Genomic DNA, 19,707 nt, shown 5'->3' on the forward strand with positions numbered 1-19,707 from the left:
TTGAGTAGAAAAAGTGACCGTTATTCCCCATCAGGTCACGTATGCTCGTGTATCCGCTCTGTTTCAAAAGGAGAGGACTCTAGCGATCGCGTTTGTGGAAGTAGTCGTGCTTCTTGCCGGTACTCTCCGGCTGGCGCAGAGCTTCCCGCGTGGAGCTGAGGCCTTTTTGCAATTTGTCCTTGCAAGGTTTGCAGTAGCGATCTTGTTGAATCGGCGTACCGCAGCTGTCACACGGAAAATTGAGGTTCGGATTGTCAACGGTGGTAATCCGACCTTCGCGGATAAATCGAATGATCAAGCTGACATCTACCCCGGTTGCGTCACTGACTTCGTACATCGTTGCGCGACGCTGCTCCTGCAAATAATCACGAACTTGGAAGAACTTTTCGTCGTCTTCCTTGATACAGACCGTACACGATTCGACGAAGCTGTTGATCTTATTATAAAGTCGCCCACAACGCTTGCAGTTTGCGAGTGCCATGATACTCCCCCTCCATCCCATTCATACTCATTATAACAAACGATGGCGGGATGCAAAAGATGAATCCTCGTTACTAATAACAAGCGAGCACCAAGGCCGCATTGTGCCCGCCAAACCCGAGCGATTGCGACATCGCGGTGCGCACGGTGTGAGGTCGGGCTGAATTGGGCACATAATCCAGATCGCAGTTCGGATCGAGATGATGGTGGTTGATCGTCGGCGGCAGGAAGCTCTCGCGCATCGCGAGCATCGTGGCGATCGCCTCGACCGCCCCCGCGGCGCCCAACAGGTGACCGGTCATCGACTTGGTGGAGGAGAGCGGCACGCGGGACGCCTGTGGCCCGAGTGCCTTTTTCACCGCCCAGGTTTCCCAGCGGTCGTTGAGTTCGGTCGAGGTTCCGTGCGCGTTGATGTAGTCGAGGTCGGCGGGCGTCAATTGCGCTTGTTGCAAGGCGAGCGTGATCGCCCGCGCCAGTCCATCGCCCGTCGGCACGGTGATGTGCGAAGCGTCATCCGTCTGGGCATAGCCGAGCACGACGCCATAGATCTCAGCCCCGCGCGCCCGCGCATGTTCCTCCGCTTCCAGCACGAGGATGCCCGCTCCCTCGCCCATCACATAGCCATCCCGCGTCCGATCGAACGGGCGGCAGGCGGTCGCCGGGTCGTCCCAGCGGTCGCTCATCGCTTTGGAGGAACAGACACCGGCAAACGAGACCGGGGTAAAAGGCGCTTCGGCCCCGCCTGTGACCACTGCGTCACAACGGCCCTCGCGAATCCACTGCGCCGCTTCCCCGATCGCAATCGTGCCGGATGCACAGGCCGCCGAGATCGTTCCGACGGGACCTGCTGCCGCGCAAAGGCTTGCGACCGAGCTGCCGAGCGGAGAGGAGCCGAAGTTTGGGAACAGCATCGGCAACAGTTCGGACAACGCGGGAGGGCGTTCGTCTGCAAAAAGGAACCCGTGCGCAGCTGGGTTCCTTTTTTCCAGCAGCGTGTGGGCGAGTTCGAGTTCGCGGACCGCCCCCCGCGAGGTGCCGAGCAAGACGCCGAGGCGCGAGGGATCGACATGACCTGCCAGTCCAGCTTGCTCCCACGCTTCTCGCCAAGCGAGGGTGGCGAAATTCAGGAAGCGCAGGGAGCTATGCGTCGGGAGTGGAGCTTGCACTTCCCCACCGCCCTTGGTGCGGACGAGGGTTGTATCGATTTGGGTCAGCAGGCGGATGCCGCTCTGACCCTTTTTCAGAGCGTTGGAAAAAAGCGGCACGCCCACGCCAAACGGCGTGACCGCACCCATGCCCGTGACGACGACGCGTCTGTTTGGTTGGCTGTTCATCATCGCAAATCTACCACCTGTGCGTTCGATTGTCGGCAGCCAAAACCTGCCCGCTGACTGTACCTGCTGGTTCCGAAGTCAACCATTCCACCAGCGCCGCCGCTTCAGCGGGCGTTTGCATCCGCCCGAGCGGGATCTGGTGGAGCAATCGAGCCTGTTCTGAATCGGTGAGCGCATCGGTCATCGCCGATGCGGTGACGGAGGGGGCGACCGCGTTCACGGTGATGCCGTGTGCGATCTCTTCGAGGGCGGCCGCTTTGACCAGACCGATCAGCGCCGCCTTGCTGGCTGCATAAGCCGATTGCCCGGTCCGCCCGTGAAGTGCGGCGTAGGAAGTCAAGGCCACGATGCGCCCATAATGGTGTGCGCGCATCGACGGCAAACACGCTTGCAGGAGTCGGTAGAGCGCCGTGACATGGAGTTCGAGCGAATCGTCAAAGTCAGACGCTCCCGTTTGAATCAATAGTTTATCGCGAGTGACCCCGGCGCAGTGGATGAGGATGTCGAGCCTGCCATGTGCGGTGAGGATGCGCGCAAGGGCTTGGTGCATGGCGGGGCGGTCGAGCAAATTCAGCGGGAGTGCCGTGGCAGAAGTTTCATAGGTCGCTTGCAGGTGTTGCGCGAGACGTTCCGCTTTTTCCCCATTTCGATGGTAGGCGAGCCAAACGTCATCGCCGCGCCGTGCGAGCTGTTCTGCGATGGCAGCTCCGATCGCACCTGAGGCCCCGGTGATGAGCGCAACTCTGCGGGTGCGGAGTTGTGCTGTGCAGCTCGGCTCAAGGCTCGACGACGCTGTGGTGCGGGGATTAGTTTCGGGTTCGCGCATACCACACCAGCCCTTCCGCGATTTTTCGGTCGCCCTGCCAGACCGTGCCTTGGCGTTTGCCGATGCCGCGCTTTTCACCGAGCAGGGTGACTTCAGCACGCAGCGGTTGCGCGCACGTAGCCGCGCTGACCATCGTGAATCCGTCGAGGCCGGTCATCAGCGTTTTTTCCTCAGGGGGTGCGCCCGCGAGGACGGCGAGGGCGCCCGTCTGCGCGAGAAATTCCGCAGCGTACCAGAGCGGCACCGTCTGGAGAGTGGCGCCCAAGGCACGCAAGTCCTCCGCTGGCACATGCGACACCGCCACCGCCCGCTCCCGAGCCACCAGCTCGACAATCTCCTCAATAAACAAAAAAGGCGCTCGATGCGCCAAGATGCGCAAGACGTCTGGTGAGGCCATGTGTCATTCCTCATTTCCGATTGTTAACCTAGATGCGACATTGTGTTAACAAATATAGTCTAGTAGAAGTCCAGCCCTCCGGTCAAGGTAGGCAAAAAAAGGACTTCGTCCCAAAGGGCGAAGTCCTTTTTATCTCGCGTGTTCGATTCGCGACCAGTCAGGTTCCACATACCGGCCTGTTGGTCACAGTCAAACTACCGCGCCACCGTGATCACATACACCGCCCGCGCCCCGGCTTCGTGCAGTTTCTTCGCACAGGCATTTGCGGTGGCTCCTGTCGTGTAGATGTCATCGAGCAGGCACACCACCCGCCCCGCTACTGCTGCCGCCTCCGGTGACAACCCTAGCGAGTCCTCCATGCTGTCCAACCGTTGCGCTCGATTTCTGGAGACTTGTGCTCGCCGCGCCCCTTGCCACGTCAAGGCCTCGCAGACGGGAACGCGCACCCGCTCCCCTACCGCCTCGGCCAGCAACAACGCCTGGTTAAACCCGCGCTCCTGCAACTTGTCCCTCGCAATCGGCACCGGCACGAACACCTCGACGCCCCGATCTGCCAATTCCGCCGCCCAGACCTGCTCCAGAAATCCAGCGAGGATCGGCACGACGCTCGTGTGCCGGTCCTTTTTTAACGCCAACAGCAACGCGCGCAACCGCCCGCGATAGGGCCCATAGGACACAGCACGCTGAAAAAACGCCTCCCGACGACGTCGGCAGTCGTCACAAACACCGCGCCCCGACTGCTCCCGCCCGCAGACACGACAAAGAGGTGGCACGCTCTCTGTAACTTGTCTCAGACAAGGAGCGCACACCACCTCTTCGGGGTCTTGTATGAAGTTGTGGCGGCAGAAGAGACAGCGACGCGGTTCGGGATAAAGCAACCCGACCAGCGCGTCCCACCATCCGCCCTTTTTCATCGGGTGTAGTAGATGACGGCGAGCAGTCCGGGTCCCGTATGCGTCCCGACGACCGGGCCGAGCTGGGATGTTTGCAACTCAGCGTCTGGAAGCGCTTCCTGCACTTGCGCACGCAAGGCTTCCCCATCCTCCCGATTGTCCGCGTAGACGATCGAGGCGACGAGTTGTTCGCCAGCCGGGATCTCCGCTTTCACGAGTTCGATGACGCGGGCGAGGGCTTTTTTGCGTGTGCGGACTTTTTCGAACATCTCCAACTTGCCATCGGTGACGCGCAGGATCGGCTTGACCTGCAACAGCGACCCGAGCATCGCGGAGATGCCAGAGACGCGTCCGCCACGGTGCAAGTGCTCCAAGCTGTCGACTACGAAGTAGGCGCCGACTTTGTCGCGCATCGCAGTCAAACGGTCGACGATCTCGCCCTTGGACAGACCTTCGTCGCGAAGTTTGGCGGCTTCCAGTACCAGCGCGTACTGGCCCCATGCGGTGATCTTGGAATCGATGATCGCGATGTCGCCACCGACCATCCGTGCGGCCGTTTCCGCCGAGTTCGCCGTGCCCGACATCCCGCTGGAGAGCAGGACTGCGAGAACCGAGTCATGCGTTTTGAGCAGTTTTTCAAACGTCTGGACGAACTCACCGACCGCCGGTTGCGAGGTGGTCGGGAGGCTTTTCTCCTTCACGAGACGCTCGTAAAACTGGTCAGACGAGATGTCCATCCCCTCGCGGAAGGAGTCGTTGCCAAAGTTCACCGAGAGAGGAACCACCGTGATGCCGTACTTTTCTAGAATATCGCTCGGCACATAAGCCGCACTATCCGTTACAAGCGCAATTTTGCTCATGGAAGAATCCCTCCTATGTAAAAGTGAGAACAATCATTCGAATACGTGTTACCAGTATACCCGAAATAGAAAAAACCCCCAAGAGGTGATTTCCACAAAAAAAACAACACACCCGCCACAGCGGATGTGCTGTTTTTTACCCATGCGGTTGCTCCTTGGGCAGATAGACCCGGAAGCAACTGCCCTTGCCCACCTCGCTGGTCACCACCACGCGCCCGTGGTGGCCTTCGACGATGTGCTTGACGATCGCCAGTCCCAGTCCAGTACCACCCGAACGTCTCGCTCTGGCTTTGTCCACGCGGTAGAAGCGCTCGAACAGGCGCGGCAGGTCCTCCTCGGGAATCCCGATCCCCGTGTCGTTCACGCGCAACACCACCTCGGCGCCCGCCTCTTCCACGCCCACGGTCACCACGCCACCCGGTGTCGTGTACGCGATCGCATTGCCTAGCAGGTTGATCAACACCTGTGCCACGCGATCGCCATCCGCTTCCAACTCCACCGGCTGCTCGGGCAACTCCGTTCGAATGCTCAGCCCGGCTTGCGCGCCTTGATGGTTGTAGCGCACGACGGTGCGCTCCACCAGCTTGACCAGATCGACTGGCCCATGGCGGAACTGGATGTGCCCGGACTCGATTTTGGAGAGTTCCAAAAGTTCGTTGATCAGGCGGGTCAACCGCTCCGATTCATCATGGATGATCTGCAAAAATTGCTTGGTGATCTCCGGATTCTCCATCGCCCCGTCCAACAACGTCTCGGAAAAACCGCGCACCGCCGTGATCGGCGTCCGCAATTCGTGGGAGACGTTCGCCACGAATTCACTGCGCATCCGCTCCAATCGCCGCCAGTCCGACACGTCATGCAACAGCACCACCGCACCGGCAATCCGGTTGTGGTTGCTCTGGATTGGCGTGATGTAGACTTCCACAGTGCGCTCAACCGGCTTGTAAAACGTCACTTCGCGCTTTTGCGCCGTCCCGACGAGGATCGCTTCGTCGATCAGCGTCGACAGGCCAAAGTTGCCGCCCGCTTCCCAGTGCCACTTCTGCAACATGTCCTCCGCTGTGACGCCGATCATTTTTTCCGCCGCGGGGTTGACCATCGTCACGCGCCCTGAGCGATCGACGACGAACACGCCGGAGACCAAGTGCGTGAGAATCCCTTCGACCTTGCCCTTCTGCTGCGTCAGGTCTTCGATCTGGTCGGAGATCCGCGCCGCCATCAGGTTGATCGAGTCGGCCATCACGCCGAGTTCATCCCGTCCGCGCTGGTAGATGCGCTCGTCGTAGGCACCCTCCGCGATCTTGCGCGTGGTGTTCGTGATCACTTCGATCGGGGCGGCGATGCTGTGCGCGAATCGCAACCCGAACAGCGACGCCAGCACCGCGACGACCACCAGCGAGATCCCGATGCGCCCCCACAGCCATGTCAACGTGTCGTGTGCCACTTCCATCGGCACCGCCATGCGCACGATCGCGATCGGCCCTTCGTCGCCCATGACCGGCACTGCGAGGTTGAGCATATTGAAGGCTGTATAGGACGTTTTGCGGATGTTTTTGCCGATCGTGCCACTGGCCGCCGCGGAGACTTCCGGCATCGTCAGTTGGTTTTCCGAGGAGTCGGCATCCAGGCGCGAATCGACCAGCACAGTGCCTTGCGGGTCGAGGATCGTGACGCGTCCGCCCGTCTCGAGCGACGTGCGGGAGACGAGGTCTTGCAGTTCCTCGCGGGCGAGCAAGTTTTTGTCCAGATCAAGATGCGGAGTGACCCACTTCGAGAGCAACAGCGTCTCTTCGCGGACGTGTGCTTCCATGCTGTCCATGTACAGCTTCTCGATAAATTGCATCGTGTACACGCCGAAAATCGAGAGCGCCAACCCGATCAGCACCACGTAGGTCAGAACGATCCGATAGCGAATCCCTCTCATCACTCACCCCGGACAAGTTTGTAGCCGACGCCACGCACGGTTTTGATGTACTCCGGCTGCTTCGGGTCGCGCTCCAACTTATCCCGCAGATGCGAGACGTGTACGTCGACGATCCGCGTATCCCCGGCAAATTCATAGCCCCAGACTTTGTCGAGCAGATGGTCGCGACTCATCACCCGCCCCATGTGCTTGGCGAGGTAGTGCAGCAGCTCAAATTCGCGCGGGGTCAAATCAACGCGCTCCCCACGGATCGTCACATCGTAGCGGTTGATGTCCAGCATGATCTCACCACAGTGATACACGCCTTCCTCTTGCCCGGCTTCCTCGTTGGCGCGGCGCAACACCGCCTTCACACGCGCCACCAATTCCCGCGGGGAAAACGGCTTCGTCACATAATCGTCAGCGCCCATCTCCAGACCGAGGATGCGGTCAATCTCATCGTCCTTCGCCGTCAGCATGATGATCGGCGTGGAGATGCCTTCCTTGCGCAGGCGTTGGCACAATTCCATGCCCCCGATCCCCGGCAGCATCAAGTCGAGCACGATCAAGTCCGGGCGCGGCGATTCTTGCAAAATCTCATAGGCACGCGTGCCAGAATCGGCGGTGCTCACGTCAAAGCCCGCTTGCTGCAAGTTGTATTCCACCAGTTTGGAAATCGATTCTTCATCATCTACCACCAAGATGCGGGAAGCCGCCATTGGACACCTCCTGAGTTGTTTACACACTTGCTTGGAGCCGTTGGGACAACCACGAGTAGCGGTGCTGTCCGTCTGCATTTTTCACGGCGACTTGCAGAGCCCCTTTGGAGCCGACCAGCATCACCAGCCGCTTCGCCCGCGTCACCCCGGTATAGAGCAAATTGCGCTGGAGCATCACGCGGTGCTGAAAGACCACGGGGAGCACGACACACGGGTACTCACTGCCTTGGCTCTTGTGGACCGACACCGCATAGGCCAGCGTCAAGTTGTCAAATTCGCCCGCCGCATAATTCACTGGACGTCCGTCGAACTCCACGATCAGTTCGTCATCCTCTGCGTCGATCTCCACGATCCGCCCGACGTCGCCGTTGTACACATCCTTTTGGTAATGGTTGCGCACCTGCATCACTTTGTCGCCCTCGCGAAAAACGCGCTCCCCATGCGTGAGTTCGCGTTTTTCCCCGGACGGGGGGTTCAAGGCGAGTTGCAAATGCCCGTTCAACGCCTCGACCCCCAACGGTCCGCGCCGCATCGGCACCAGCACTTGGATGTCCTCCAGCGGATCTCCCTGCAAGTACTTCGGCAAGCGCCGCGTGACGAGATCGAGCACATACCCGATCACATCGTCCACACTGCGTTGCTCGACGAAAAAGAAATCCTTCGCCGATTGCGGCAATTGTCCCTCATTGATCCTGTGCGCGTTTTTGACGATGTAGCTCTCCTCCGCCTGACGGAAGATCGTCAACAAGCGCACGACCGTCGCCCGGCCGGAATCGATCACATCTTGCAACACCCGACCGGCCCCGACGCTCGGCAATTGGTCGATGTCACCGCACAGCACCAACCGCGCCTCAGCTGGCAACGCCCGCAACAGGCAGTAGAACAGGTGCAAGTCGATCATCGACGCTTCGTCCACGATGAAAACGCGACCGTCCAAGCGGTTTTCCTCGTCGCGTTGAAACTTCATCCCTTCGCCCTCGACCTGCCCATACTCCAACAGGCGATGCAACGTCTTGGCTTCCACACCCGTGCTCTCCGTCATGCGTTTGGCGGCACGACCTGTCGGAGCGGCGAGCGTGGGACGAATGCCTTGCTTGCCAAGTGCGGCGATCATCGCTTTGACCGTTGTGGTTTTCCCTGTACCTGGCCCCCCGGTGACCACCACCAAGCGTTTCGTCAAAACGGCCTCGACCGCCGCCCGTTGCAGCGGGGCCAGCGCGAGACCTTCCTCGCGTTCCACATCCGCGATCACCTGCGGGTCGTGCTCGGAGGCATCAAACTGCGCGTGAATCAAGGTGGACAGCCGGGCGGCTGTTTTTTCTTCCATATAATAAAAGCCGGTCAGGTAGACGCGGTCTTCCTCAACTCTGATCCCGCCGGTCGGTTCCTGCATCAAACCGTACAAAGCCTCATCGAGATGCGTTGCACACTCTGCGCCGAGCAGGTGAAGGCTTTTTTCCATCAGGTCGGGCATCGGGAGGTAGACGTGACCATCCTCCGCCGCTTGCACCAACGCGAATTTCAACCCGAACCGCAAGCGCGAGGGCGCGAGGGGCGGGATGCCCAGCTGCTGGGCGATCCGGTCGGCGGTTTTGAAGCCGATGCCGGTTACTTCGTCTGCGAGGCGATAGGGGTTCTCCTCCAACACGGCGATCGATTCGGCGCCGTAGCGCTTGTAGATGCGGTCAGCGATCCCGGTCGGAACGCCTTGGGAAGCGAGGTAGTAGATCAGCGCTTGCACGCCACGGTGCTCGCGGAAGCTCTTGGCGATCCGCAGCGCTTTTTTCTCCCCGATCCCTTCGATCTCCGTCAGTCGCTCTGGGGTGCGCTCCAAGACTTGCAACGTCTCCAGTCCGAAAAAGCTCACCAGTTTTTTTGCAGTCGCTTTGCCGATGCCCTTGACGGCGCCAGAACTGAGGTATTTCAAGATGCCGTCGAGCGTATGCGGCATGACTTTCTCCCAGCTCTCGACTTGCAGTTGCGCCCCGAACTTGTCATGGCGTGTCCACGAGCCGGACACTTTGATCTCATCACCCGCCGTCAGCCCTGGCATCGTTCCGACGAGGGTCACCGTGCCTTGGGGCTCCTCGGTGTACAGGCTGGCGATCGTGTAGCCGTCCTCGTCCGCTTGGAAGTTTATTTTTTTGACGCGTCCTTGATACATTTCCATAAAAAATCACCTGCTCTCCGTCCAACACGTTTCACGTACTGGATTTCGAGCAGGCGACTGCGTTGTCCTGCCCGACTCCTAGATATTCAGGTCTGTACGATCTCCGCTGACCATGTAGATGACCCATTCCCCGATGTTGGTGGCGTGGTCTCCGATCCGCTCCAGACTTTGGCAGACCATCAGCAACATCGTCGCTTGTTTGACGGTCGAGCCGTTCTGTTCCATCAACTCTTGCAGTTCGCTGAAGATCTGCTTGTAGAGCGCATCGACTTCATCGTCCTTGGTCGCCAGCGTCATCGCCAGCTCCACGTCGCGCTTGACGTAGGAATTCAAGGCATCATGGAGCATCGTCTTGATCATATCTGCCATGCGCGGGGTGTCGACCAATTCCTTGATCAGTTTCTGCCCTTCCAAGCGGCGCGTGGTTTTGGCGATGTCAACCGCGTGGTCCCCGATGCGCTCCAAGTCGGTGACGATCTTCATCGCCGTGCCGATCACGCGCAGGTCGGAGGCCATCGGCTGTTGCAAGGCCAGCAGTTTCAGGCAGGCCGATTCGATTTCAATCATCTTGTCGTTGATGCGCTTGTCGTTGGCGATCACTTGCTCGGCGATCTGCAAGTCTTGCTTCGCCAGCGATTTGACGGCGTGGTAGATCGCTTCTTCTACGAGCACACCCATTTTCAGGATGCCATGTTGCAGCTCTTCCAGTGCGTGATGAAATCCTTTTCTCGAATCCACAGCACACGCCTCCTTCTCAGGGTTTCCTTTTTTTGAAAATCAACCAAAGCGTCCGGTGATGTAATCCTCGGTGCGCTGGTCGCCCGGATTGGTGAACAGTTTGTCCGTCTCCCCGTGCTCGACCATCACCCCGTTCAGGAAAAACGCCGTGGTGTCGGAGATGCGCGCCGCTTGCTGCATGTTGTGTGTGACGATGATGATGCTGTAGCGGGACTTCAGCTCTTGGGTCAGCTCTTCGACTTTCAAGGTGGAGATCGGGTCGAGTGCAGAAGTCGGTTCATCCATCAGCAACACATCGGGATCGACGGCGAGCAGACGGGCGATGCACAGGCGCTGTTGTTGTCCGCCAGAGAGACCCATCGCCGACTTGTTCAGGCGGTCCTTCACTTCCTCCCAGAGCGCGGCTTGCTTGAGCGATTTTTCCACGATCTCGTCGAGGTCGCGCTTGCGCTTGATGCCGTGGATGCGCGGGCCGTATGCGATGTTGTCATAGATCGACATCGGGAACGGGTTCGGACGTTGGAAGACCATGCCGACGCGCTTGCGCAGCGAGACGACATCCGTGTCGGGGGCATAGATGTTCTGGTTGTCGACCAGCACTTCCCCGGTGATTTTCACAGAGGCGATCAGGTCGTTCATGCGGTTCAAGGTGCGCAACAGCGTGGACTTGCCACAGCCGGACGGACCGATAAATGCGGTGATCGAACCCGCTTGCATCGAGAGGTCGATGTCGTAGAGCGCTTGGTTCTCTCCGTAAAACAGGTTGAGGTTTTGGACGCGAATTTTGTCCTGTGTGGCGATGGTGGTCACGAGCGTTCCCTCCTTAGGAAGACTTGCCGGCCATCTTGCGTTGGTACAGACGGCTCGGCAGGGCGATCAGCAGATTGAGGATGAGGACGACGAGCACGAGCAGGGCGGCGGTGCCTTCTGCGATCTGCGTGGCATCCGGGACGAGACCTTCGGAGCGCACGTACCACAGGTGTACCGACAGCGTCTCCCCCGATGCGAACAGGTTCAAGTCCGGGGCAAATCGCGACACGGACACCCCGGCGGTGAAGATCAAGATCGCCGACTCCCCGAGCGCACGACCGGCGACCAGCGTGACCCCGGTGACGAGGCCCGGCAGCGCGGACGGGAGCAGGACTTTGCGGATCGTCTGCCACTTGGTCGCCCCCAGTGCGAGCGAGGCTTCGCGGTAGGAATCCGGCACGGCGCGCAACGTTTCCTCGGTCACGCGCACCAGCACCGGCAGATTGAGCAGCGACAGGGTCAACGCTCCGCCGATGATCGAGTAGCCCAGATGCAGGGTGGTGACGAAGACGAGCAGACCGAACAGACCGAACACGATCGACGGGACAGAGGCGAGCATCTCAGTGGCGAGGCGCACCAGATCGGTGAACCAATTTTTCCGGGCGTATTCAGCCAGCCAGATCCCGGCGCCGATCCCAAATGGGATCGAGAACAAAAGCGACAGGAACAGGATGTAGAAGGAGTTGAACAACTGGGGGCCGATCCCGCCGCCCGCGATCATCTCCTCCGGTTTGCGGGTCAGGAAGTTCCACGAGATGTGCGGAAGTCCAGCGCTGAGAATGTGCCAGAGGAACCACGCGAGGATGCTGAGAATTCCGAATCCGATTGCCCAGAACATCACGGTGGCGAGTTTGTTGGTCAGTTTCGCGTTCAACATTTAGACAGACCTCCTGCGAGCCACGATTCGGATGATGAGAATCAAGGACAGCGAGACGAGCAACAGCACGAGCGACATCAGGAACAGCGCATTGCTGAGCGTGGAACCGAACGGCGCGTTCAGCATCTCCTTGACGATCTGCGTCGTCAGCACAGAGGTCGGTTCGGCAACGCCTTTTGGCAAAAGCGGTGCATTCCCGATCACCATCTGCACCGCCATCGCTTCGCCGATCGCACGGCCCATGCCGAGGATGACGCCGGTCAGAATTCCGGGCGTTGCCGCCGGGAGCAACACTTTGCCAATCGTCTGCCAGCGGGTCGCGCCCAGTGCGTAGGACGCTTCCTCCAACGAACTGGGCAGGGTGCGAATCGCGTCTTCGGAGACGGAGATGATCGTCGGCAGGATCATGATCGCGAGGATCAACGCCGCCGGCAACACCCCAAAACCTGCCGTGCCCGTCAGCTTGGCGATGATCGGTACAAAGGTGGTCAGACCCACCAGACCGTAGACGACCGACGGGATGCCGACGAACAGGTCGGTCGCCGGACGCATGATCTCGCGCATCCAGCTCGGGGCGATTTTTGACATGAACACCGCACCAGCTACCGCGAACGGAACGGCGATCACGAGCGCGAGGCCGGTCACGAGGAAGGAGCCGAGGATGAACACACCGGCCCCGAATTGATGTTCAGCCGGAGTCCAATCAAGTGAGAAAAAGAACTGGAAAAAGCTCACGTCGGTGAAGGTTTTGACACCCTGACTGCCGACGAACAGGATGATGGAGAAGATGATCAGACTGACAAACGCCGCACTGCCGACAAACAGCCCGTGCATCACACGGTCGGTGCGACGACGGCGGTTGTTCCAGCTCGGCGGGGCCGATGTGCGATCATCGCTAGGTGTCTCCTTGAGCGCGATGTCCATGCGCGATTCCCTCCAAGAGAAAGTTTTGTGAATAATGTAAACAATTTTTACAATTGGTTTCTGACAGAGGGGTAGGGACGGCGATTGCTCACACCGTCCCTACCCCCTTGATCGTGCGCAGGGCATTGGTTCTTACTTCTTCATTTTGCTGACCGGGATGAATTTGAGCTCCTCGACGAACTTGGTTTGGAACTCATCAGACATCATGTAGTCGAGGAACGCCTTGGTGGTTTTGTCCGGCTCGCCTTTGGTGTACATGTGCTCGAACGCGTAGAGTTTGTACGTGCCGTTGAAGATGTTGTCCGCCTTGTATTCGACGCCTTCGTACTTGAGGACGTTGATCTTGTCTGTCACATACGGTGCATCCATGTAGCCGATCGCCCCTGCGGTTTGTTCGACCGTTTGACGGAGCGCGCCGGTCGAGTCTTGGGCGATCGCGTCCTTGGCGAAGTCCTTGCCTTCTGGCAGGACCAGTTGCTTGATCAGCTTGCGGGAACCGGAGGATTCGGCGCGGCCGATGATGGTGATTTTCTCGTCTTTGCCGCCGACGTCTTTCCAGTTGGTGATTTCGCCTGTGAAGATCTTGCCCGCTTGTTCCTTGGTGATGTTCGTGAGCGTGACGTCCTTGTTGGTGACGAGGACGAACGGAGCGACGGCGACTTGGTGGTCCACGAGGCCTTTGCCTTCATAGTCCTTGCCCGATTCAACATCGGAGTTGCCGATCGTGACCGTGCCTTCTGCCACTTGCTTGAGGCCGGTGCCAGAACCGCCGCCCGTCACGTCGACGGTGACTTTGCTATGTTTCGTTTGGAACTCCGTGGCCGCTTGCTTGACCAGCGGAAGCAGTGCCGTGGAACCAGCAGCGGTGATCTTGCCGGAAACTTCCGCTTGGGCCGGCTCGGTGGTTTTGCCCGCGTCACCCGTTTTGTTCGAGGTATCTGTATTCGAGCTCGTACCGCAACCGACCATAAGACCTGCGGCCAGCGTAGCCACCATACCGAGTGTGACCGCCTTCTTCGACACGTTAAACACTGAAAATCCCCCTTTGGATACAATAGAAATGTTTTCACATTGGATGTGTTTGTTTGTTTCTTACAGTCTCCATCCTACCAACAGATCGTAAATCTAGTTCCCGAAGTTCGTTAAGGGATTGTAAACTTGGCAAAAAAAGAACCTCGACCGCACAAGCGGTTGAGGTTCTTAGTATGGTTCAACGTCTCATTTGCAACTCCTGTTGTAACAGCTTTTCAAACTCCTGCACAGGCAGCGGGCGGCTGCACAGGTAGCCCTGGAACTCGTCGCAATTGCGTTCGCGCAGGAATTCCAACTGTTCCTCCGTCTCCACCCCTTCTGCGATCACGTTGAGGTTGAGACTGTGCGCCATCGCGATCACCGCCGTGGCGATCGCCGCGTCATCGGGGTCCTGCGGGATGTCTCGCACAAAGGACTGGTCGATTTTCAACGTCTGGATCGGAAATTTCTTGAGGTAGCTGAGCGACGAATAGCCCGTGCCGAAGTCGTCGATGGAGATATGGAGTCCCAAGTTTTTCAGTTCCAACATCGTGGAGATCGCCCGCTCGACGTTGGTCATCGTGATGCTCTCCGTGATCTCCAAATCGACGTAGCGCGGGGCGATGCCCGTCTGCTCCAAGATCTCGCAGACCTTCGCCGCCAGCGTCGCCTGCCCGAATTGATGGGCGGAGAGGTTGATCGAGACGCGGATGTCCGGGTAGCCCGCATCATGCCAGCGCTTGGTCTGCGCACAGGCGGTGCGCATCACCCATTCGCCGAGCGGCACGATCAGGTCGGTCTCCTCCGCGAGCGGGATGAACAGGCCGGGAGCGATCATCCCGCGCTCCGGATGTTGCCAGCGCACCAGCGCTTCCATGCCGATCATCCGGTTGCTTTTGATGTCGATCTGCGGTTGGTAGTAGACGAGAAATTCCTCGCGCTCCAGCGCTTTGCGCAGGTCTTTCTCCATCTGCAAGCGCTCGACCGCGTGGACGTTCATCCCCGAATCGTACATTTGGAAGTTGTTGCGCCCTTGGTCCTTGGCGCGATACAACGCCATGTCGGCGTTTTTGAACAGCGTCTCCATGTCCAACCCATCGTCCGGGTACCACGAGAGTCCGATCGAGGTCGTGATGAACAGCTCGTGCCCTTCGATCTGGAACGGCTCCTTCATGTCGAGCAACAAGGCTTGGGCGCGTTCGATGCCTTGTTCCTTGCTCCCCACTTCCGCGACGATGATGAACTCGTCACCGCCGAGGCGATAGATCGTCTCCGTGGGCTCCAGCACTGCTTGGAGGCGTTTGACCACCGCTCGCAACAACAGATCTCCGATGCGGTGCCCCAGCGTGTCGTTGATAAACTTGAAGCGGTCGAGATCGAGGAACAGGATGCCCAGCGGTGTACCCGTGCGTTGCATCACCGCCAAGCGCTTGTTCAACTCGTCTTGGAAAAGGATGCGGTTCGGCAGGCCGGTCAGCGGGTCGGTGATCAATTGCTTGTAGTAGTTAACCGACAGTTCCTCCGCGCTCTGTAAGCGCATCTCGATGTTGCGGTAGACTCCAACCATCGCATAAAGCGCATACAGCGACACCGGGATGCCGAGGAATCCGACCAAGCCGATCACTTGGCTGATCACCTCCACGGTCGGCCCGGCAAAGTATTTCACCACGAGCGCGAGATACGAGACCGCGAGCAACACCGAATACGCTTTATAGAGATGTCTGCGCACATCGTGCGTGATCACGTTGTAGCCAAGGAACAGCAAGCCGAAACAGACCATGCTCAATTGGATCACATTGATGATCAGCGCCCACAGGACGACTGTCTCCTCGTCAGGCTGCACCCAAGGCAATCCGAACATGTGGTGCGCCCGCCCTTGGTCCAACAGCAACAGGAACAGGGCGCTTACCGCAAACGAAAACACACTGCGCAACAGCATCGGTTTCCCAATTCCGCTCCCTATCCCGCTTCCGCTCGCCATTTCGCGATGGGTATCTAGGTGTACTGTTTGTTTAATAGACATTTCTATATCTCCCCATCTATTAACCAGAAATCTCTCCGCATTATTTGCACTTAGCTCTTAATTCCATCCTCTGTCTTATTCTACAACCGCCCATCGTATCCTCTTGGCGTGCCCGATCTGAAAAAAGGAGCAGACCCGCGCCGGGTCTGCTCCTTTTTCCACTACAGCGTGAATTTCCCGATCGCCAGTTGTAGTTGCATCGCCATCTGCCCGAGCGCATCGACCGACTGGTGTACGCGTTCGATCGCGGTCAATTGGTCGACCGAAGTCGCCGCACAGAACTGTGAGGAGGCTGCCGATTCGTGGGCATTGGCGGTCAGCGCTCCTACAGAGGTGACCACGCGCTGGGCACCGCTGTTCATCGTCTGGGACAGCGTGGTGATCTCCGCCACACGCAGGGCCGCCTCCTCTGTCGCGTGACAGATCCGTGCAAAAACCTCCCCCGCCGCACCCACCAGCACGAGACCTGCCTGCACCTCCTGTGTGCCGGCGCTCATCGCGGTGACCGCTTGGGCCGTGTCGCGGTTGATCTCTTGCATCAACCCGGCGATCTGACGCGCCGAACCTTCCGACTGTTCAGCGAGCTTGCGCACTTCGTCGGCGACGACAGCAAACCCCCGGCCCTGTTCGCCTGCGCGCGCTGCTTCAATCGCGGCGTTCAGCGCCAACAAGTTGGTCTGAGCCGCGATCTTGGCCATCACGTCCACGATTTTCCCCACTTCGCCGGAGCGTTGCGCCAAGCGAGCGACCGCCCGTGCGATGCTGTCGACGGTGCCGTGAATCAACTCCATCTGTTGGACGGCGCTCTGCACCGCACGCGTGCCTTGTTCCGCCTCGCCAGCGGTGGCACGAGAGGCCGCCGTGACATCGACGGAGGTGTTGACGATCCGTTGCAGACCTGCTGCCATCTGCTCCACAGCCGCTGCGTTCTCCTCGGTACAGGTGGCTTGCAACTCCGCTTGCCCCGCCACTTCCTGCACCGTCGCCGCGACCTGCTTGATGCCGCTGGCGGTCTGTTCAGCACTGCTCAGCAACTCCTGTGAGGAGGCGGTCACTTGCATCGCAGTGTGATCCACGCTCTGAATCAACGCTCGCAAATTGCGAACCATCCCGTTGACCGCCCCACCGAGCGCTCGAATCTCACGCATGCCGTGCTCCTCATCCAATTCCTGTGACAGATCCCCCGCCGCCACGCGCTGCATGACTTTTTGAATCGCGGTGATCGAGCGTCGCAGTCGCACCGCGAACAGGCGCACGCCAACGAATCCGATCCCCAACACCACCATGACCAGCGCCAGTGTGACGTCGCGCACATGGGTCAACGGCTGGAGAATCTCCTCATCGCGCACGGCTGCTACATACAACATGTTGCGCTCTGGCACGACCTGAAACGCATACGTCAGATCGCGACCGCTCTCCGAACTGTGCGCCACGCCCGACCGATCCTGCAGCATCGCTTCATAGAGTTGCATGCTGATCTCAATTGGATCATGATCCTCCAAGCCAGAGATCGCCCCGCTCTGCAACAAGTTCGATTGCAACGACCAGCCCACCTCGGCGAATTGCTTGTGTTCGGCAGACAGCAGGTACTCTACGTTGCGTTCAAACTCACGGTTGTCAGACGTCTCCAGCAGGATGCTCATCTGTTTGCTCACGGTTGAGACATGCCCTCGCAATTGAAATTCGGCCATGCCTTGCAGGTCTTGGGCCACAACCACATAGACGGTCGCCCCCATCGCCACGACGACGAGCAGCAAAAGCCCCGTCACAAACACCGTCAATCTCGTCTGTACGGATACACCCTTGCTGTGCTTGTTGGTCTTCATCGATCGGATCACTCCCCGCACTTGGCTTCAGATCCAGTATCCCATACGGAGATTGAGCTTTCGTGAAGTCTATGTAAAGGGCTTGATCCAAAAAATAGATGTTGAATTCAGATAATTCAGTTCACATCCCCGCACCTCATGCATAGACTACAGTACGGACGACAACCCTTGTGGCATGTCACTTTTTCATTACCTGACCTCCTTCGCAACATACTTGGCCTCTTCTGCTGCTGGCAGGAGAGGCCGCTTTTTTGTGAACAACAGGGGGAACAGGAAATAGCAAAAAACCCCCAAAACGCGCAAAGAGAGACGCTTGCGGGTTGGGGGCCCGTGCAAGGTCTCTCTCTGCTGTGGGGGGGTAGGGGGATTACAAAAAGGGAAAAAATGAGAGAATGCTACCGGATGAGTCAAGCGCTGAGTTAAAAAAATATCCTTTTTCAGCGCGCTGCTGAAAAAGGATACTTCGCAGAACAGTGGGGTATCTGTTCCGCTACCGTATCAATCAGCAACCTGGCAGTCATTACCGAGTTAGGGAGACTCGGTGGAAGACCCATGGCTTTGCGTCGCCGCCTTTCGACGGGTTTGCCTTTATTGATTGACTCATCATCTGCTTTCATTATATGACGGCACAACTCGGTTGTGCATGAGACCAAAGTCCTATTGTTACATCAAAAAAGAGTACGACTTAAGTCTGTTAGCGAAACCTTAGCGGTTACACCAATTGATCGGCCCAGAACGCCGCGAGCGTCGGCACCACATCGAGCGGCGAGACGTTCTCCCGCAGATCGAATATGCACGGCACCGTCCGGGCGCGGCGGGTCAACCACGGCTGCATCACTTCATACGGTTCCCCACGCGCATGCACGAGCCGGATCGTCGGCCGCCGATGCGCCATCGCTTCCACGATGCGCACCGTCTCGTCGCGCGACCCGCAGTCGATCACGACGATCTCGAAGTCTCGACCGACAAACGGCTCTGCTGTCGTCAACGTGCGGAGGATGCCTTCCATGTAAGAGGCCCCCTCCTGGACGATCAGCACGGCGGTGATCGGAACTCCCTGTCGGCTGCGCTGCATGAGAAAGCGCACGACGCGCCAGAGCAAGACGAACATTCCGTACAACGCGAATCCCCAGATAAAAAGGGCGACCACACTCAACACCTCCTCCGTGGATGGTATCAAGATATGCCGCCCTGCTTATCCAACGTGTAAATTATCTTACAATTTGACCCAGCATCGCTTGGCCGCGGTGATCACCGCTTGCGTGCGGTCGTCAACACTGAGCTTGCCGAGGATGCTGGAGACATGGTTTTTGACCGTCTTCTCCGAGATGAACAGCACTTCACCGATCGTGCGGTTGCTTTTGCCCTCCGCCATCAGTCGGAGAATTTCCATCTCGCGCTGGGTCAGGATGTCCTGCCATTCGAGGGAGAGCGTCGGTTCACCCGCCTCGTACTCCCCATCATACACTTGGTTGGACAAGCGCTTGAATTCATCGAGCAGCTTGGTGGTCACCTGCGGATGGATGAACGAAGAACCGCCTGCCACTTGGCGCACCGCTTCGACCAGCGTGTTCGACTCCACGTCCTTCAGCAAGTAGCCGTTCGCCCCTGCGCGGATCGTCTCAAAGATATACGCTTCATCGTCATGGATGGAGAGGATCAGAACTTTGATGCCCTCCTCGACGAGCTTGATCTCCCGCGTTGCTTCCACCCCGGTCTTTTTGGGCATGTTGATGTCCATCAGCACCACATCGGGGCGCAGTTCCAGCGCTTTTGCCACGGCGATCTCCCCGTCTTGGCATTCGCCGACGATGTCCATGTCGTCCTCTAGTTCAAAGATACGGCGCAACCCTTGCCGAAACAGCGTATGGTCATCCGCTAAGAGCAGTCTAATTTTTTCTCTCTGCATCTTGGCC

At 58.6% G+C, this 19,707-nt stretch carries 18 protein-coding genes and 1 riboswitch; all 18 genes read right to left on the minus strand.

Annotated features, from left to right (window positions below):
- Window positions 1-79 precede the first annotated feature (79 nt).
- Window positions 80-481, minus strand: coding sequence for a TIGR03826 family flagellar region protein (locus C7459_RS00260; protein ID WP_170119179.1), 402 nt, complete (start codon window positions 479-481; stop codon window positions 80-82).
- A 73-nt stretch (window positions 482-554) separates the two neighbouring features.
- Window positions 555-1,817, minus strand: a complete 1,263-nt coding sequence (locus tag C7459_RS00265) for a beta-ketoacyl-[acyl-carrier-protein] synthase family protein (RefSeq protein WP_211320310.1) — start codon at window positions 1,815-1,817, stop codon at window positions 555-557.
- 7 nt (window positions 1,818-1,824) lie between these two features.
- Complete coding sequence (locus C7459_RS00270; RefSeq protein ID WP_109685078.1) at window positions 1,825-2,640, minus strand: SDR family NAD(P)-dependent oxidoreductase; 816 nt, start codon at window positions 2,638-2,640, stop codon at window positions 1,825-1,827.
- Window positions 2,621-3,037 carry an ApeP family dehydratase gene (locus tag C7459_RS00275; protein WP_109685080.1) on the minus strand — a complete coding sequence of 139 codons (417 nt, stop codon included), beginning with the start codon at window positions 3,035-3,037 and terminating at the stop codon, window positions 2,621-2,623. Before C7459_RS00275 ends, C7459_RS00270 begins: the two co-directional genes overlap by 20 nt.
- A gap of 194 nt (window positions 3,038-3,231) precedes the next feature.
- Window positions 3,232-3,951: a ComFC family protein gene (locus C7459_RS00280; protein WP_245884352.1), complete on the minus strand. Its 720-nt coding sequence runs from the start codon at window positions 3,949-3,951 to the stop codon at window positions 3,232-3,234.
- Window positions 3,948-4,790 (minus strand): DegV family protein, encoded by an 843-nt coding sequence (locus tag C7459_RS00285; protein WP_109685084.1) that lies wholly within the window; start codon window positions 4,788-4,790, stop codon window positions 3,948-3,950. Before C7459_RS00285 ends, C7459_RS00280 begins: the two co-directional genes overlap by 4 nt.
- Before the next feature lie 136 nt (window positions 4,791-4,926).
- A complete protein-coding gene (gene pnpS, locus C7459_RS00290) occupies window positions 4,927-6,714 on the minus strand; it encodes a two-component system histidine kinase PnpS (RefSeq protein WP_109685086.1) in 1,788 nt (595 codons plus the stop codon).
- Window positions 6,714-7,412 (minus strand): response regulator transcription factor, encoded by a 699-nt coding sequence (locus tag C7459_RS00295; RefSeq protein ID WP_109685088.1) that lies wholly within the window; start codon window positions 7,410-7,412, stop codon window positions 6,714-6,716. Before C7459_RS00295 ends, pnpS begins: the two co-directional genes overlap by 1 nt.
- A gap of 19 nt (window positions 7,413-7,431) precedes the next feature.
- On the minus strand, window positions 7,432-9,582 hold the full coding sequence (gene recD2 / locus C7459_RS00300) for an SF1B family DNA helicase RecD2 (protein ID WP_109685090.1): 2,151 nt from the start codon (window positions 9,580-9,582) through the stop codon (window positions 7,432-7,434).
- Between the two features lie 78 nt (window positions 9,583-9,660).
- Window positions 9,661-10,320: a phosphate signaling complex protein PhoU gene (gene phoU, locus C7459_RS00305; protein ID WP_109685092.1), complete on the minus strand. Its 660-nt coding sequence runs from the start codon at window positions 10,318-10,320 to the stop codon at window positions 9,661-9,663.
- Window positions 10,321-10,359: 39 nt separating this feature from the next.
- Window positions 10,360-11,130: a phosphate ABC transporter ATP-binding protein PstB gene (pstB, locus tag C7459_RS00310; protein ID WP_109685094.1), complete on the minus strand. Its 771-nt coding sequence runs from the start codon at window positions 11,128-11,130 to the stop codon at window positions 10,360-10,362.
- Between the two features lie 13 nt (window positions 11,131-11,143).
- Window positions 11,144-12,004, minus strand: coding sequence for a phosphate ABC transporter permease PstA (gene pstA, locus C7459_RS00315; RefSeq protein WP_109685870.1), 861 nt, complete (start codon window positions 12,002-12,004; stop codon window positions 11,144-11,146).
- Between the two features lie 3 nt (window positions 12,005-12,007).
- Window positions 12,008-12,931, minus strand: coding sequence for a phosphate ABC transporter permease subunit PstC (gene pstC / locus C7459_RS00320; RefSeq protein ID WP_109685096.1), 924 nt, complete (start codon window positions 12,929-12,931; stop codon window positions 12,008-12,010).
- Window positions 12,932-13,063: 132 nt separating this feature from the next.
- Window positions 13,064-13,963, minus strand: a complete 900-nt coding sequence (locus C7459_RS00325) for a phosphate ABC transporter substrate-binding protein (RefSeq protein WP_109685098.1) — start codon at window positions 13,961-13,963, stop codon at window positions 13,064-13,066.
- Between the two features lie 178 nt (window positions 13,964-14,141).
- Window positions 14,142-15,965: a putative bifunctional diguanylate cyclase/phosphodiesterase gene (locus C7459_RS00330; protein ID WP_109685100.1), complete on the minus strand. Its 1,824-nt coding sequence runs from the start codon at window positions 15,963-15,965 to the stop codon at window positions 14,142-14,144.
- A gap of 161 nt (window positions 15,966-16,126) precedes the next feature.
- Window positions 16,127-17,791, minus strand: a complete 1,665-nt coding sequence (locus C7459_RS00335) for a methyl-accepting chemotaxis protein (protein WP_109685102.1) — start codon at window positions 17,789-17,791, stop codon at window positions 16,127-16,129.
- 501 nt (window positions 17,792-18,292) lie between these two features.
- A riboswitch (cyclic di-GMP riboswitch) is annotated at window positions 18,293-18,388 on the minus strand.
- Window positions 18,389-18,503: 115 nt separating this feature from the next.
- Complete coding sequence (locus C7459_RS00340) at window positions 18,504-18,941, minus strand: glycosyltransferase family protein (protein WP_109685105.1); 438 nt, start codon at window positions 18,939-18,941, stop codon at window positions 18,504-18,506.
- A 66-nt stretch (window positions 18,942-19,007) separates the two neighbouring features.
- Window positions 19,008-19,700, minus strand: a complete 693-nt coding sequence (locus tag C7459_RS00345) for a response regulator transcription factor (RefSeq protein WP_109685107.1) — start codon at window positions 19,698-19,700, stop codon at window positions 19,008-19,010.
- Window positions 19,701-19,707: the final 7 nt, after the last annotated feature.

Origin of the sequence: Tumebacillus permanentifrigoris (assembly GCF_003148565.1) — a bacterium.
In the GTDB taxonomy this organism is placed as follows: Bacteria; Bacillota; Bacilli; order Tumebacillales; family Tumebacillaceae; genus Tumebacillus; species Tumebacillus permanentifrigoris.

What these genes read in the sequence shown, in the direction of transcription:
- C7459_RS00260 (WP_170119179.1), bottom strand. Translation starts at nt 481, where the DNA reads ATGGCACTCGCAAACTGCAAGCGTTGTGGGCGACTTTATAATAAGATC.
- pnpS (WP_109685086.1), bottom strand. Translation starts at nt 6,714, where the DNA reads ATGAGAGGGATTCGCTATCGGATCGTTCTGACCTACGTGGTGCTGATC.
- C7459_RS00330 (WP_109685100.1), bottom strand. Translation starts at nt 15,965, where the DNA reads ATGTCTATTAAACAAACAGTACACCTAGATACCCATCGCGAAATGGCG.
- C7459_RS00275 (WP_109685080.1), bottom strand. Translation starts at nt 3,037, where the DNA reads ATGGCCTCACCAGACGTCTTGCGCATCTTGGCGCATCGAGCGCCTTTT.
- recD2 (WP_109685090.1), bottom strand. Translation starts at nt 9,582, where the DNA reads ATGGAAATGTATCAAGGACGCGTCAAAAAAATAAACTTCCAAGCGGAC.
- C7459_RS00345 (WP_109685107.1), bottom strand. Translation starts at nt 19,700, where the DNA reads ATGCAGAGAGAAAAAATTAGACTGCTCTTAGCGGATGACCATACGCTG.
- C7459_RS00280 (WP_245884352.1), bottom strand. Translation starts at nt 3,951, where the DNA reads ATGAAAAAGGGCGGATGGTGGGACGCGCTGGTCGGGTTGCTTTATCCC.
- C7459_RS00285 (WP_109685084.1), bottom strand. Translation starts at nt 4,790, where the DNA reads ATGAGCAAAATTGCGCTTGTAACGGATAGTGCGGCTTATGTGCCGAGC.
- C7459_RS00295 (WP_109685088.1), bottom strand. Translation starts at nt 7,412, where the DNA reads ATGGCGGCTTCCCGCATCTTGGTGGTAGATGATGAAGAATCGATTTCC.
- C7459_RS00270 (WP_109685078.1), bottom strand. Translation starts at nt 2,640, where the DNA reads ATGCGCGAACCCGAAACTAATCCCCGCACCACAGCGTCGTCGAGCCTT.
- C7459_RS00265 (WP_211320310.1), bottom strand. Translation starts at nt 1,817, where the DNA reads ATGATGAACAGCCAACCAAACAGACGCGTCGTCGTCACGGGCATGGGT.
- pstC (WP_109685096.1), bottom strand. Translation starts at nt 12,931, where the DNA reads ATGGACATCGCGCTCAAGGAGACACCTAGCGATGATCGCACATCGGCC.
- C7459_RS00335 (WP_109685102.1), bottom strand. Translation starts at nt 17,791, where the DNA reads ATGAAGACCAACAAGCACAGCAAGGGTGTATCCGTACAGACGAGATTG.